This is a genomic window from Candidatus Krumholzibacteriota bacterium (assembly GCA_016931295.1).
Lineage (GTDB): Bacteria > Krumholzibacteriota > Krumholzibacteriia > Krumholzibacteriales > Krumholzibacteriaceae > JAFGEZ01.
In genome coordinates this window covers 73,532-86,455 of the sequence record JAFGEZ010000019.1, presented here as the reverse complement: position 1 = coordinate 86,455, position 12,924 = coordinate 73,532, and the positions used below count along the sequence as shown (strand labels likewise).

The 12,924-nt window shown below is 67.9% G+C and carries 11 protein-coding genes and 1 pseudogene; all 12 read right to left on the bottom strand.

The features are described from left to right. A partial coding sequence (gene uvrB / locus JW876_05750) for an excinuclease ABC subunit UvrB (GenBank protein ID MBN1885008.1) occupies positions 1–1,560 on the bottom strand: 1,560 nt, incomplete at its 3' end. Between the two features lie 22 nt (positions 1,561–1,582). Then, positions 1,583–2,437 carry a helix-turn-helix domain-containing protein gene (locus JW876_05745; GenBank protein ID MBN1885007.1) on the bottom strand — a complete coding sequence of 285 codons (855 nt, stop codon included), beginning with the start codon at positions 2,435–2,437 and terminating at the stop codon, positions 1,583–1,585. Continuing rightward, complete coding sequence (locus JW876_05740; GenBank protein ID MBN1885006.1) at positions 2,434–5,103, bottom strand: valine--tRNA ligase; 2,670 nt, start codon at positions 5,101–5,103, stop codon at positions 2,434–2,436. Before JW876_05740 ends, JW876_05745 begins: the two co-directional genes overlap by 4 nt. A 99-nt stretch (positions 5,104–5,202) precedes the next feature. Further along, positions 5,203–6,009, bottom strand: coding sequence for an undecaprenyl-diphosphate phosphatase (locus JW876_05735; GenBank protein ID MBN1885005.1), 807 nt, complete (start codon positions 6,007–6,009; stop codon positions 5,203–5,205). 12 nt (positions 6,010–6,021) lie between these two features. Continuing rightward, complete coding sequence (locus tag JW876_05730; GenBank protein MBN1885004.1) at positions 6,022–6,834, bottom strand: geranylgeranylglycerol-phosphate geranylgeranyltransferase; 813 nt, start codon at positions 6,832–6,834, stop codon at positions 6,022–6,024. Next, positions 6,831–8,411 carry a hypothetical protein gene (locus JW876_05725; GenBank protein ID MBN1885003.1) on the bottom strand — a complete coding sequence of 527 codons (1,581 nt, stop codon included), beginning with the start codon at positions 8,409–8,411 and terminating at the stop codon, positions 6,831–6,833. The genes JW876_05730 and JW876_05725 overlap by 4 nt, the downstream gene beginning before the upstream one ends. Further along, complete coding sequence (locus tag JW876_05720) at positions 8,408–9,562, bottom strand: tetratricopeptide repeat protein (GenBank protein ID MBN1885002.1); 1,155 nt, start codon at positions 9,560–9,562, stop codon at positions 8,408–8,410. The genes JW876_05725 and JW876_05720 overlap by 4 nt, the downstream gene beginning before the upstream one ends. A 142-nt stretch (positions 9,563–9,704) precedes the next feature. Continuing rightward, entirely contained in the window at positions 9,705–10,145 is a 441-nt protein-coding gene (locus JW876_05715; GenBank protein MBN1885001.1) for a hypothetical protein, read from the bottom strand. Continuing rightward, complete coding sequence (locus tag JW876_05710; protein MBN1885000.1) at positions 10,142–10,492, bottom strand: response regulator; 351 nt, start codon at positions 10,490–10,492, stop codon at positions 10,142–10,144. Before JW876_05710 ends, JW876_05715 begins: the two co-directional genes overlap by 4 nt. 613 nt (positions 10,493–11,105) lie before the next feature. Then, positions 11,106–11,684: pseudogene (locus JW876_05705) on the bottom strand (gliding-motility protein MglA). 306 nt (positions 11,685–11,990) lie between these two features. Then, a complete protein-coding gene (locus JW876_05700) occupies positions 11,991–12,341 on the bottom strand; it encodes a hypothetical protein (protein MBN1884999.1) in 351 nt (116 codons plus the stop codon). Positions 12,342–12,456: 115 nt separating this feature from the next. After that, positions 12,457–12,867 carry a hypothetical protein gene (locus JW876_05695; protein ID MBN1884998.1) on the bottom strand — a complete coding sequence of 137 codons (411 nt, stop codon included), beginning with the start codon at positions 12,865–12,867 and terminating at the stop codon, positions 12,457–12,459. Between the last annotated feature and the right edge of the window lie 57 nt (positions 12,868–12,924).

Below are 12,924 nucleotides of genomic sequence, written 5' to 3'. Positions count from 1 at the left end.
GTCGAGGACCGCGACGAGCGTCACCTCCGGAAGATCGAGCCCCTCGCGCAGCAGGTTGATGCCGATGAGGACGTCGAACTCGCCGAAGCGCAGGTCGCGCAGGATCTCGACGCGGTCGAGGGCGGCGATGTCGCTGTGCAGGTACCGCACCCGCACGCCGAGGTCGGAGAAGTACCGGGTGAGATCCTCCGACATCCGCTTGGTGAGAGTCGTCACGAGGACACGCTGGCCACGCTCGACGCGCAGACGGATCTCCTCGAGGAGGTCGTCCACCTCCCCCTCGACGGGCCGGACGACGATCGCGGGATCGATGAGGCCGGTGGGGCGGACGATCTGTTCGACGACCTCCCCACCGCACCGTTCCAGCTCCCAGGGCCCCGGCGTCGCCGAGACGAAGATGAAGCGCCCGATCAGTTCCTCGAACTCCCCGAAGCGCAAGGGCCGGTTGTCGAGCGCGGAGGGAAGCCGGAAACCGTGCTCCACGAGGGTCGTCTTGCGGCTCCGGTCCCCCTCGTACATCGCGCGGATCTGCGGGATCGTCACGTGCGACTCGTCGATGATGCAGAGGAAATCGTCGCGGAAATAGTCGATGAGCGTCGCGGGACGCTCTCCCGGGAGGCGCCCGGAGAGGTGGCGCGAGTAGTTCTCGATCCCCGTGCAGTACCCCATCTCCCGCATCATCTCGATGTCGTAGCGCGTGCGCTTCTCGAGCCGCCGCGCCTCGAAGGCCATCCCCGCCCGCTTCAGCTCCTCGAGCCGCCCGGCGAGCTCCTCCTCGATGGAGCGGATCGCCCGCTCGACCGATTCCCCCGAGGTGACGAAGTGCGTGGCTGGAAAGACCGTCGCACGGGCGGTTTTCCGGAGCACCTCCCCGGAGACGGGATGGACGACCGATATCCGTTCGATCTCGTCGTCGAAGAGCTCGATGCGCAGCCCCTCCTCCATGTAGGCTGGCCGGAGCTCGATGACGTCGCCGCGGACGCGGAAGTTCCCCCGCCCGAAATCGAGGTCGTTGCGCGAGTACTGGAGCCGGACGAGGTCGCCGAGGAGCGCGTCCCGTCCGCAGGCGGCCCCCTCCTCGAGCGACACCGTCATGTCGCGGAACTCCTCGGGTGACCCGAGGCCGTAGATGCACGAGACGCTCGCCACGACGACGACGTCGCGCCGCGTCATCAGCGAGCCGGTCGTCCGCAGCCGCAGCCGGTCGATATCCTCGTTGATCGAGGCGTCCTTCTCGATATAGGTGTCGGTCGCCGGGATGAAGGCCTCGGGCTGGTAGTAGTCGTAGTAGGAGATGAAGTACTCCACCGCGCTTTCGGGGAAGAGATTGCGGAACTCGCCGTAGAGCTGCGCGGCGAGGGTCTTGTTGTGGGAGATGACAAGCGCAGGCATCCCGCACCGGGCGATGACGTTCGCGATGGTGAAGGTCTTGCCCGACCCGGTGACGCCGAGGAGCGTCTGGTACTTCCGCTTCTCCCTGACGCCGCGGAGGAGCTCCTCGATCGCCCGGGGCTGATCGCCCGTCGGCCCGTAGGGTGCGGTGATGGTGAAGAGGGACATCGCGCTCCAGGACTCCGGCGACTCAGCGGAGGTCGTCGCGGGTGATCCGGATGTCGCTGACGACCTGTCCGCGCATTCCCGGCCTGTCCAGGCGGCGGCCGTTCAGCTCGCTGGTGAATCCGCCGGCGTTGCCGATCTTGCGCAGGACGATCGCCTCGGTGGCGGTGAAGGTCCGCGTCCGGCCGGGAAAGAGGATGAAATCGAAGAACGAGGTGTCGGCGGGGGCCGAGATCGTCACGAGATCGAACCACACGCTGTCCGCGGGGCCCGCGGTGAGCGTGAGTATCAGCGTCTCCGGAATCGCCTCCTCTCGCCGCCGGTCTTCCACGGCGGGCTCCCGCTCCTCCTCGCCGGACGGCGCCGCCTCCGAGGAATCGCGCCGCTGCGTCTCCGCCGCCGTCGGCGGGTAGTCCGGCGGCTCCGCCACGCGGTCGCGCCGCCAGTCGATACGCAGGAGGACGACGACGAGCGCCACGACGAGAACGGCGGGAAGCAGGAATCTCCTGAGGATCCCCGGGGACGCGATCCGTTCCTCGACCGTCTCGGCCTCGATCTCCCACAGGTCGCCGCGGCTCGTGTGCGTCTGCCCCGTCTGGACCTCGTACTTGTCGAGGATGTGCTGTACGTCGAGATCGAGCAGCGCGGCGTAGGTCCGCAGGAACCCCTTGATGTAGACCTTGGCCGGCAGGGCCTCGAAGTTGTCCGTCTCGAGGTACCCGATCGTCCCGGCGGGGATCCGCGTTTCCCTGCTGATCTCCTCGAGGGAACGCCCCGAGGCCTCCCGCGCGGCGAGAAGGATCTCGCCGACCGTCTCCTCGCCGCGGAACGGTCCGTCCCGGCCCCTCGTTTCTTCCGTTCCTCCGGGATCCTCGCTCACCCGATATCCTCCAGTATCCGTTCCAGCCGTCCGCGCCGGTCGCTCATCTCCTCGAAGCGCTCGCGTTCCCGGGCGACGACCTCGGCGGGCGCCCGCTGGACGAACCGCCCGTCATCGAGGCGCACGGCTATCTTGTCGCACTCGACGCCGAGTTTTTCAAGTTCCTTTTTCAGCCGGGCCCGTTCCTCGGCGAGATCGACGACACCGTCGAGCGGAAGGTAGATCTCGAGACCCGCGAGACCCGCCGCGACGCTCCCCGCCGGTTTCCCGGCGCCCTCGGTCGTTTCGATCTCCGCGACGCGCGCGAGGTGCCTGATCTGCGGCTCGAAGCGGGCGAGCCGCCCGGCCATCCCGCTTCCCGGCTCGCAGTTCAGGATCACGTCGACCGCGCTCGCCGGGGGGACGTTGCATCCCTGCCGCAGGTTCCTGATCGTCGTGACGATCTCCTTGAAGAGCCCGACGTCGAGGTCGAGGTTCTCGTCGACGAGTTCGCCGGCCGGCAACCCGATCGTTCCCTCGGAGAGCGCCGGCCGACCCGGCGCGAGCATCCGCCAGATCTCCTCGGTGATGAAGGGCATGAAGGGGTAGAGCAGGACCATCGACCCGCCGAGGACGAACCGCGCGGCGGCGACGGCGCCGGCGGCCCGCTCGCCGCCCTCTCGCAGCGCCGGTTTCGCCATCTCGAGATACCAGTCGCAGAACTCGTGCCAGAAGAAGTCGTGGAGCAGCCGGATCGCCTCGTCGAAACGGAACCGCTCGAGGCGGTCGTCGACGGCGCGCCACGTGTCGACAAGGCGCGATGCGATCCAGCGGTCCTCCCATCCGAAGACGACCGGTCCCGTTTTCTCGTCGCCGAGGAGGGCGGCGCCGGCCTCGCCGACGGGACCGCTCCCCGGCCCCGCCGACTCCTCTCGCCCGAGCACGAAGCGGGCCGCGTTCCATATCTTGTTGGCGAAATGCCGTCCGGTCTCCACCTTCGCCTCGTCGAAGAGCAGGTCCTGGCCCGGCGGCGAGAGCATCATCAGCGTGAAGCGCAGCGCGTCGGCCCCGTACTCGTCGATGATGTCGATCGGGTCGGGGGAGTTCCCGAGCGACTTGCTCATCTTCCGGCCCTTCGCGTCCCTGACGATCCCCGTGATGTAGACCGTGGAGAAGGGGATCTCCCCGAGGAACTCGAGGGACGCCATGATCATGCGGGCCACCCAGAAGAAGATGATGTCCCCGCCGGTCACGAGCACGTCGGTCGGGTGGAAGACGTCGAGATCCTTCGTTTGCTCCGGCCAGCCGAGCGGGGAGAAGGTCCACAGCCACGAGGAGAACCAGGTGTCGAGGACGTCCTCGTCCTGCCGGAGTGCGCCGGATCCGCAAGCGGGACACGCGACGGGCTCGATCGCCGAGACGATCGTCTCGCCGCAACCGCAGTACCAGACCGGGATGCGGTGTCCCCACCAGAGCTGCCGCGAGATGCACCAGTCGCGGATGTTCTCCATCCAGCTCAGGTAGATGTTCTTCCACCGCTCGGGAAAGAACCCGACGTCGCCGGCGACGGCCGCGTCGATGCCCGGCGCCGCCAGCGAGGCCATCCGGAGAAACCACTGCATCGAGATCGCCGGTTCGACGACGGCGCCGCAGCGGTCGTGATGGCCGACCGAATGGTCGTAGTTATCGATCCGGCGGAGGAGCCCCGCCTCATCGAGAGCCGCGACGATCCTCCGGCGCGCCTCGAAGACGTCGAGGCCGGCGTACTTCCCCGCGCGGTCGTTCATCCGGCCGTCGCGGCCGATCACGACGACGGGGTCGAGATCGTGCCGCCGGCCGATCTCGAAATCGGTCGTGTCGTGCGCGGGAGTGACCTTGAGGCAACCCGTCCCGAACTCGGGATCGACCGCCTCGTCGAGGATGACGGGGATCTCCCGGTCGGTGAGCGGGAGCCGGAGAAGCCGCCCTGCCAGTTCCGCCGCCCGCTCGTTCAGCGGGCTCACGGCGACGGCGACGTCGCCGAGCATCGTCTCGGGCCGCGTCGTGCCGACGACGAGCTCTCCCCCGCCGTCGGCGAAGGGGTAGGCCACGTAGTAGAGCGAGCCGTGCGTGTCGACGAACTCGACCTCCTCGTCGCTGATCGCCGTGCCGCAGGAGGGGCACCAGTTGACGATGTAGTCGCCGCGGTAGACGAGGCCCTTTTCGTGGAGCCGGACGAAGACCTCCCGGACGGCGCGGGAGACGCCCTCGTCGAGGGTGAACGCCTCGCGCGACCAGTCGAGCGCGACGCCGAGGCGGCCGAGCTGCTGGACGATCCGTCCGTGATACAGCTCCTTCCAGCGCCAGCATTCCTCGAGAAAGGCCTCGCGGCCGAGCTCTCCGCGCGACAGCCCCCGTTCGGCGAGCGATCGTTCGACGACGTTCTGCGTGGCGATGCCCGCGTGGTCCGTCCCGGGAAGCCACAGAACGTTGCATCCCCGGATCTTCTTCCAGCGGATCAGGATGTCCTGCACCGTCGTGCCGAGGCAGTGGCCGATCGTCAGCTTGCCCGTGACGTTCGGCGGGGGGAGGATGATCGTGTAGGACGGCGCGTCCGCCTCCGCGTCCGCGGTGAAGACGCCGCGCTCTGTCCAGAAGTCGTTCCATCTGCGCTCGACGTCGCTCGGGCTGTAGACCTTCTCCAGCATCGACACTCCTTCTGCGGGCTTTCGTTCCGGAATCGGTCCGCTAAAACTAACACGCGCCGGGGCGGGGGTCAACAGCGGCCCGCCCTCCGCCCTTTTCCGTCAGTTGCCGAGGCCGAGCCACGCGAGAGCGGCGGCCGACGCGGGAAGAAGGTACCACGCGAAGCGGTGCATCCGGTCGCGGCGGAGAAGGCCGATCAGCAGGCGCAGCGCGCCCCAGCCCGAAAGGAAGGCCGCCGCGGCGGCGATGGCGAGCGTCGCCAGGGCGCCCGGCCCGGCAGGGCCGGCGCCCCCCGCCGTCTCGAGAAGCAGCGCGCCGAGGATCGCGGGCACGGAGAGGAGAAAGGAGAACTCCGCCGCCTCGGCGTGCCCCGCGCCGAGCAGCAGGGCCGTCGTGATCGTCAGGCCGCTGCGCGAGAGGCCGGGAAGGATCGCCGCCGCCTGGGCGATGCCGATGAGAACGGCCTCGCGCGGCCCGATCGGCCGGCTCCCCCGCCGGTTGCGCGAGAAAAGGAGGAAGAGCCCCGTCGCGGCGAGGAGCGCCGCCGCGACCGCCGGCTCGTCGAAGAGCCCCGTCACGCGGTCGTGCAGGAACACGCCGACCAGGCCGGCGGGCACGCTTCCGAGCACGATCAGGCCGACGTAGCCCATGGCGCCGCGCCGCGCCTCCTCCACCTTCCCGGCGAGCCCCGAGCAGATCGCCCCGATCTTCCGCCGGTAGACGACGATGACCGCGCCGAGCGTGCCGGCGTGGACCGCCACCTCGAAAAGGACGCCGCCCGCCTGCCCGCCGCGGAGACCGAGCAGGGCCTCGGCGAGGACGAGGTGGCCGGAGGAGGAGACCGGCAGGAACTCGGTGAGACCCTGTATCAGGGCGAGCAGGATCGCCGTCGGCAGCGGTATCGGCACGGAGCGCTCCTTTCAACCGGAGAGGAAAGCGACGATCCCGACGAACATCCCCGCCTTGAGGAGCAGGGAGACGAGACCGAGACGCCGCCCGCGCGAGGCGAGCGCGATCGACGCGACGAGGATCGGCTCGAGCCCGGCGGCGACAACGACCGCGTACCCCCTCCCGTAGAATCCGGTGATCGCGGGAAGGGGAAAGAGCAGGGCGAGAAAAACGAAGATCGTCGTCGCCGCGGCGAGCGCCCGCCGGCGTCCCGAGACGATCGGGACGGTACGCGCGCCGCAGGCGGCGTCGCCCGCCTCGTCCTCGCAGTCCTTGACCAGTTCCCGTCCAAGAACGAACGCGAAGGTGAAGGCGGCCGGCACCCACCCCGCCGCGATGCGACCGGCGGCGAATGCGCCGAGCAGGAATCCGGACGCCGAGACGACGGAGACGAGCAGGTTCCCGGCGAGGAAGAGCCGCTTGAGCCTCGCCGAGTAGAGATGGAGGAGCAGGGCCCAGATGAGGATCCATGCGGCGAGAGATGCCGGCAAGGCGGCCGCCGCGGCCGCCGCGCCGACGAGCAGAGCGGCGTAGAGGATCCCCGCCGCCCGCGTCGAGACCGTCCCGGACGGAATGGGACGCCCCGGCTTGTTGACCGCGTCGATGTCGCGGTCGCGGAGATCGTTGATGACGTTTCCCGCCGCCGTGACGAGGGCCGTCGCCCACAGCAGAAGGGCCGGCGGCCATCCCCCGCCGGCGAGAACGTGTCCCGCGCCGGCCGAGAGGGCGGCGGCCGCCGCGTTGTGCGGCCGGATGATCCTGATGAAGCCGTACAGTCTTCTCATGGAACGTCCAGGAGGATCTCCAGCCAGCCGAACCCGTCGTCGGCGTCGCCGGTCGGGGCCTCGACGAACCGCCAGCCGAACCCCGCCGAAACGTTCGATCCGCCGCCGAGATCGACGATACAGGAGGCGGCGGCGATCCGTTCGGTTGTCGTTCGGCCGCTCGGGAAGGGGGGATCGGGATCCTCGGCGCGGTCCCATTCCCTGAAGTCGGCGCCCTCGCCGCGCCGCGTGACGGCCGCGTCCACCGAGAGAACGGCCCGGCGGGAGACGGGAGCGGCGATCCGCAGGCGCCACCGGTCGCTGTCGGGACCGAGCGGCGACCCGAGGCAGGCGTCGGCGCCCGGTTGCCCGGACCCGGCGAGATAGCGCGTCGCGAGGGAATCCTTGTGCGCGTACGTGAAGATGTCGACGAAGGTGTAGCCGGCGAGGAGTTCGAGCTCGCGCCGTCCGGCCCGCAGGTGCGCCTGGATCGAGAGGTCGAACGCGATCCGGTCGGGCGCCGGGGGATCGCTTTCGTACTGGAAATCGTCGACGAGCAGCTCGCCGCGGGCGAAGAGCCCGCGCGCGAGCGGCACCGAGAGATCCACGCCCCAGAGGATGTTGTCGTCCTCCTTCTCGTTGTACTGGTTCGCGTAGAAGGAGCCGAGGGGCAGCAGGTAGGCGTAGTCGAACAATCGGTCTGTGTAGACGACCGTCTCCCCGATCCCGATACGCGCACGCCCGAGACGCGCGACGAGCCGGTGCCCGGCGAGCCGCCTCGGCCGGACGCCGTCGAGCAGGGCGTGGACGGCGACGAGCGTGAAGCGCCCGAGCGTCGCCTCGGCCAGCACGCGGTCGAGCGATCCCGCCGTCATCGAGAGGAGGAGCCCCTCCTCCCCGCCGCCCCAGTGGACGTGATCGCGGCCGACGCTCAGCCGCCAGCGTCTCCCCGTCCACGAGACGGAGCCGCGATCGAGGGAGGCCGTCACGCCGCGCCAACTCCTCTCGCGGGGATCGGACGCCTCCGCGCCCCGCGCCAGCGCGCGCTCCGGGCGGATCCGGACGCGGTAGGCCGTCTCGATCGTCACCGCGCCGTTTCCTCCGAGCGAGAGAAGGACCGACGGGAGGATCGTCCCGTCCGCCTGCCCCCGGTCGTCGTCGACGCTCTTGCGCAGGCCGCCGCCCGCGGCGAGATCGATCGCCGCGAAATCCCGGTCCTCCACCAGAACGAGCGGGGCGGTGTCTTCGCGGAGGGAGGGGCGGCCGAGCGCGGCCCCGTTGAATTCGTGGAAGAGCCGGCCGTAGAGAAAGGCCTGGCGCGGCGTCAGGTCGATCCCCTCCTCCTCGACGCGCCGCCCGATCTCCTCGACGTGGCGCATGATCTGGAGCCGCGTCAGCGGCCGGGTTGTCTCGAGGCTCGCGAGCCCGATGAGCTCGAAGGTGCCGAGCGCCGGGTAGACCCAGGAATCGACGGGGATCGTCTCGTCGGAGGCGGCGCAGGGAACGGCCGCGACGCACAGAAAAAACCCGGCGAGGATGATCCCCGCCGGTCCTGCGGGTCGCACGGTACCGTCCCTCATCGTCACGACCGCCTTCATTCGGTGGGCTGCAGTCTCCCGGGACCGTCGCACCGGGAATCGGCCGCCATCCGATAGCACTCCCGCGCCTTCCGCTTGTCGTCCTGCTTTTCGTACGAGATGCCGAGGCTGAAGTAGACGCGCGTGTCGCCCGGGTTGATCTCGGTGACCTTCTTGTAGTAGTCGAGGGCCTTCCGCGGCTGTTCCATCCGGTTGTAGCACTCGCCGATGTAGTAGAGGATCGTCGCGTTCCCCGGGTTGAGGCACACCGCCTGTTTCAGGTACTTCAGCGCGCGGGCGTAGACGCCGCGCCGGTACGAGAGATAGCCGAGGTAGAAGAAGGCGTTGACGTTGTCGCCCTCGAGCCTGAGTATCTTGCGGAATTCCTCCTCGGCGTCGTCGTACCGGCCCTCGTTGATGAGGGCGACGCCGAGGTTGTAATGACCCTCGACGCACCCCGGGTCGATCTCGATCCCGATGCGGAACTCCTTGATCGCCTGTTCGCGGTTCCCCTCCTCACCGTAGAGGGCCCCGAGATTGAAATGCGCCTCCGCGCTCCGCGGATTGTGCTGGACCGCCTTCCTGAACTGCTGCAGCGCGGCGTTTCGCCGGCCGCCCAGGTCGAGGATGTATCCGAGGTTCGTGTAGGATTTCGCGTGCGTCGGATCGATGGCGATCGCCTGCCGGTAGAGACGCTCCGCCTCGTCGTAGCGGTGGCTCTTCGTGTAGGCGACGCCGAGGCGGTAGTAGCATTCGGGATTGTCGGGCTCGATCTCGATCGCCTCGCCGTGCGTGGCGATCGCCTCGTCGAGACGCCCCTGCTTCTCGAGGAGGCGGCCCATGCGGTAGACGGGCAACGCCCCCGTCCCCTCGTGCCCGCGGAGACGATCGTAGCCCGCGAATGCGCGGTCCCACGACCCGATGCGCTCGAGAAGCTCGCACGCGTCGCACACGTCCTCCGTGCACGCCGCGTCGTCGCGGAGAACGCCGGCGAGCACCTCCTCGGCGCGCCGCGCGTCGTTTCGGCGGACGAGATGCCGCGCGAGCTCGATCGCCTCCTCCGGCCGCGCCGTCCCCTCCCCGACCTTCCGGCCGAGCCTGACGATCTCCCGTCCCTCCTCGGAGCGCTCGCCGCGCGCGAGCTCGAACAACCGTTCCCACCGAATCGTCAAATCACGACCCCCTGCGAGGATACCCTGTCGATGCACCGTTCCCGCTCCAGAACCTAGACCGGTCGGCACGTTCCTGTCAAGGCCTGAAATGAAGAGGCTATCCCTCTGTCGAAAAAACAGTTGGAATAATCCGTGGCTGAGGTCAGCGCAGGAGGCCGGTGCGGAAGGAGCGGTACTGGCGGAACTGGAGTTGCATCATCAGGCGGTCGCTCGGGCGATAGGTGAGATCGACGTTCGGGATGATGAAATCGGGGTTCTGTCCCCCCTCGGGACCGGTCATCACGGAGGAGACGCCGACGTCCCAGCGGAGGAAGAGATCGTCGCGGAGACGCAGGTCGAAATGTCCCATGTAGAAACCCGTCCCCGCGGAGCCCCGGTCGTCCGAGGAGAAGTACGAGAACCCGACCGACTGGTGGAAGCTCAGCCCGGGGATGGCGAGGAACTGCTGCGGGGATGCCGCCCGGTCGATGTAGTCGCTGAAGACGCTCGGCACCGGCGGCCGGACGTCCGTCGCCGCGGCCGTCGCCGCCAGGAAAAGAAAAGCGGCCGCGGCCGCGATCCGTCTCCATGCCGGCCGCGTCATCCGAGCAGCTCCCTGATCTTCCGCTTGAGCGGGTCGAGATCGCTCGACTTGACGATGTACGCGTCCGCCGCCCACGTCTGGAAATCGTCCTTGTAGACCGAGTAGGCGGAGTTGATGATGACCGGGATGTTCTTGTGCCGCTGGACGATCTCCCTGAGCGCGTCGATCCCGCTCTCTTCCTTCAGCTTGATATCGAGCACGATGAGATCGGGCCGTGCCGTCTCGACCGCGTCGATCGCCCCGGCGATGTCCGCCGCGGTGACCGTCTCGTACCCCTCGCCCTGAAGTTCCTCGCTGTAGAGCTTCCTGACGTTGATCTCGTCGTCGACGATCAGGATCTTGACCATGCCCTTCCCTTCACGAAAAAAACCGCGATCCGTGGGCGAATCCCGGTCATAGTATTCTACCGTCGCTTTCGATCGGTCAAGTTCTATTTCAGGTCGTCGGCTCGGCGATGCGCACCTCGAGAACGATCTCGATCGGCACGGACGATCCCACCTCGTCTCCCGAGATCGTCACGGGCACCCTGATGGTCCGCACGGGCGCGGCAGCGGGCCGGGGCGCGGGCTCCGGGATCGCGGCCTCCTCGACGGGCGCCGCCTCGTCGCTGAAGTGCTCGAGCGGATCGGAGATGATCTCCCCGTTCTGCGGCGGTTCCCCGGCGGCGGGGGAACTCGCGGCGTCGTCGGCCAGTTCGACGACATGGCCGTAATCCTCGTATCCCCCGCGCGTCGCGCCGAGATCGATGCTGTCTTCGCCACCCTCCTCCTGGAGGACGCTGTCGACGAATTCGGAGACGGACTCGTGCTCCTCTTCTCTCTTCTCTGCGTCTATCAAAGACTCGCCTTCGTCCGTCTCCGAAACCCCGGCGCGCGGGCGGCCCTTCGCCACGATCTCCACGTCGATCCGATGCCCGTCGTGCGTCTCGCGCGGCGGTTCGTGAAGGGCGCCTCCGAGATCCTTCTTCATGTTCCTCAGCACCAGTCCGGCGATCCCCTCGAACGTCTCGTAGACGCCGCGGCCGTCGACGGCCGTCGCCTCGAAGGCGGGGACCTGCAAGATGTTGAGCTCCTTCTCCATGACCTCCCGCGGGAGGGCGTCGGGCAGATCGCGCTTGTTGAACTGGATGATCCAGGGGATCTCGCGCAGCGTCAGTCCGAGCTCGTTGAGGTTGTCCTCGAGGTTCTGGAGACTCTCCTTGTTGTCCTGCATCCGGTCGGCCGAGGAATCGGCGACGAAGACGAGGGCGTCGACCCCCTTGAGCACGAGCTTGCGCGTGGCGTTGTAGTAGACCTGCCCCGGCACCGTGTAGAGGAGGAACCTGACGGTGTACCCGTTGATGCCTCCGACCTCGATCGGAAGAAAATCGAAGAAGAGCGTCCGGTCGGTGCGGGTCTTCATCGACACCATCTTCCCCTTGTTCTCGCGGGGAAGCCGGGCATGGATCTGCTCGAGGTTCGTCGTCTTCCCGCCGAGACCGGGCCCGTAGTAGACGACCTTGACGTTGATCTCCTCGTCGCCGTAGTTGTAGACAGCCATCCTCGATCTCCTTCCATCGGCCGGGCGTGGGCTTCCCTCCCGCTCTCTCGATGCACAGACGAAGGAAGCAGAATCCGGAGCAGGCGTATTCAACCTCTGGGTGCCGGGCACCGCTGTCCGATCCGGGAAGCGCCCACCCCGGCCGGAGAGTACGTTCCGCAAGGAGCGTGCCACGGCCCGGTGGGCCGCGGTCATTTTATCTCTTTACGCGAGAAGGAGTTGGGAGCTGCGGGGTCGCCGGACGCGAAACAGCCCTCGTCCGCGGATTGGAGAGGGCTGTCGTTTTGCAATGTCCTCGTCGCGGCGCTACTCGCCGCCCGAGTCGAGCGCGTCGGTGCAATCGAGGGTCAATTCCGTGATCTGGCCGTCGCTCACGGAGAACTCGATGTCCCAGCTGTAGAACTCGTCGCCGAGCTGGGCGTTGCTGCGCGCCCACAGCGTGTGGGAGCCGGCCGTGACGGAGATGAATTGCGGCTCCTCCGTCGATGCGAAGCTCTGGTACTCGTCGTCGACGAACACCCAGATACCGAGAGGGAGGCAGTTCGCGAATCTCAGATTGATGCCGGTCTGATCGACGCCTGCCGTTTCATCGTCGCATCCACCCGCGATCGCGAGGGACAGCGCGAGAAGCGCCGTGATGACACCGATCCGTTTCATCTGGACCTCCTCCATGGGACATATGCGGTTACGCGACTGCGGGATCGGATAATTCCGACCGAAAGTTAACACATGATTTGGGGGTCCACAACCGAAAAATGGCCCGGGGAGCGGCCTACACGCGGCGGCCGCACCAGGGACAGTAGGCGTAGAGGGTGTCGATCCGCCTGCCGCAGTCGCAGGCGCGGGTCGTGTCGCGGGCCGGCGTGCCGGTTGTGGCGCCGAGGGGATCCTTCTGGCTCGCGCGGAGATGGTCGTAGAGATCCTGGCCGCCGGCGAGGACGAACTCGTGGCGCCGGTCGGGCGTGCAGACGATGACCTTCGTCTTGAGGTCCCCTCCCTCGATGACGAGGTCGCTGATCGAGCAGAGGTCCACGGTGATGTCCTTCATCCCGAAGGAGGCGTCCAGGGGGGACACCTGGAAGCGGAGAAACCGGTCGGTCAGTTCGATGATGCCGCGCGCGGCGATGATCCGGGAAACGAAATAGATCGCTTTTTGCATGAATACCGTGGTTTCAGTGCACATCTGCAAGCCGGGGCCTCCTTTCGGGTGTCCGCCGATCCGGATGCCAGAACCGTGCCA

Coding starts and splice junctions, on each gene's coding strand:
- JW876_05715 (MBN1885001.1), bottom strand. CDS start 10,145: ATGACGCGGCCGGCATGGAGACGGATCGCGGCCGCGGCCGCTTTTCTT.
- JW876_05740 (MBN1885006.1), bottom strand. CDS start 5,103: ATGCTGGAGAAGGTCTACAGCCCGAGCGACGTCGAGCGCAGATGGAAC.
- JW876_05730 (MBN1885004.1), bottom strand. CDS start 6,834: ATGAGAAGACTGTACGGCTTCATCAGGATCATCCGGCCGCACAACGCG.
- JW876_05725 (MBN1885003.1), bottom strand. CDS start 8,411: ATGAAGGCGGTCGTGACGATGAGGGACGGTACCGTGCGACCCGCAGGA.
- JW876_05710 (MBN1885000.1), bottom strand. CDS start 10,492: ATGGTCAAGATCCTGATCGTCGACGACGAGATCAACGTCAGGAAGCTC.
- JW876_05695 (MBN1884998.1), bottom strand. CDS start 12,867: ATGTGCACTGAAACCACGGTATTCATGCAAAAAGCGATCTATTTCGTT.
- JW876_05700 (MBN1884999.1), bottom strand. CDS start 12,341: ATGAAACGGATCGGTGTCATCACGGCGCTTCTCGCGCTGTCCCTCGCG.